Consider the following 1,109-nt stretch of genomic DNA (forward strand, 5'->3'; position numbering starts at 1 on the left):
CGGACCATGAGCTGGTCCATGGTGCGGCAGCGGTGATTGCGGGTGACGTTGGCATGCAGGTCGAGCCACACCCGCTCGATGCGATTGCCCTGGGGGCAGTACGGCGGGAGGAAATGGAGAACGAGTCGCCCGCCGAAATGCGCGAGCGCCTTGAGCGTCTTCTTGCTGGAGTGAACCGAGGCGTTGTCGAGGACGAGGTGGATACGGCGAGCGCGCCGGTATTGACTCGCCAGGCGCCACAGCAACTGGATGAAGAGGGCACTTGCCTTGGACCTGCCTTCCACCCACGTCAGCTGCCCGGTGCGCGTATTGAGCGCTCCAGCCAGGTAGCGCTTCTGGTTGTTACCGGGCGTCACCACCACCCGTCGTTGCCCGGGCAGGCACCAGTCGCGCCCCACCTTGGGGTTGAGGTGGATGTCGACCTCGTCCACATGCAGAACGGGCTCGCTGGGAGGCCCATACACCTCGAGACACTTCAGCTCGTGGAGCCGACGCTGTCGCTTCCAACTGGGCCAGGGACACTCGACGATGGGCTTGGCCGCCTTGAGCCGGGCGCCGAGCGTGGCGAGCGTGCGCCCCATGGTCGCCACGGACACGCGCACCTGTCCTCGGCGAGCCATTTCCTGGCACAGCAACTCGCGTGTCCAGGTGGGACGACACCAGCCCCAGTCCTCGGGCGTGCCCTCCAACACGCAGGTGAGCCGCTCCCGAAACCGCTCGTCCACCTTGGCGCGTCCGTTGCCCTCCCTTCTGTCTCGAAGGGCTTGGCGCCCACCCTCCTGGTAGCGCCGCACCGCAACCACCACGGTCGAGGTGGCACACTCCAGCGCCTTCGCGGTGGCGCGACACGACGCCCCTCGCCCCGCGCTCGCCACTGCCAGGCACCTCCGGTAGGTCAGCGGGCAACCACTCCTGGCCCCCCACCGAAGCAGCGCCTGACGCTGCTTCCTCTTCAACCACGGCCTACCTTGCCCCTGGGGCAGGGCCTTCTCGCTCTCAGGTCTTCTGCGCACACAGAGCCGAACGGGAGGTGCCCCTGCTCTTTCTTCCCGTTCGCTTCGCGCCCGTCTGCTCTCCGACCTGATCGAGAATCACGAACCTCGGTTTAG

General features: G+C 66.9%; 1 protein-coding gene. It reads right to left on the reverse strand.

All coding sequences use genetic code 11. The features are described 5' to 3' along the window. On the reverse strand, nt 1-1,013 hold a 1,013-nt coding region (locus tag HV826_RS36345), incomplete at its 3' end, for an IS630 family transposase (RefSeq protein ID WP_176421570.1). Nucleotides 1,014-1,109 lie beyond the last annotated feature (96 nt).

Source organism: Myxococcus sp. AM010 (assembly GCF_013372585.1).
GTDB classification, from domain to species: Bacteria; Myxococcota; Myxococcia; order Myxococcales; family Myxococcaceae; genus Myxococcus; species Myxococcus vastator.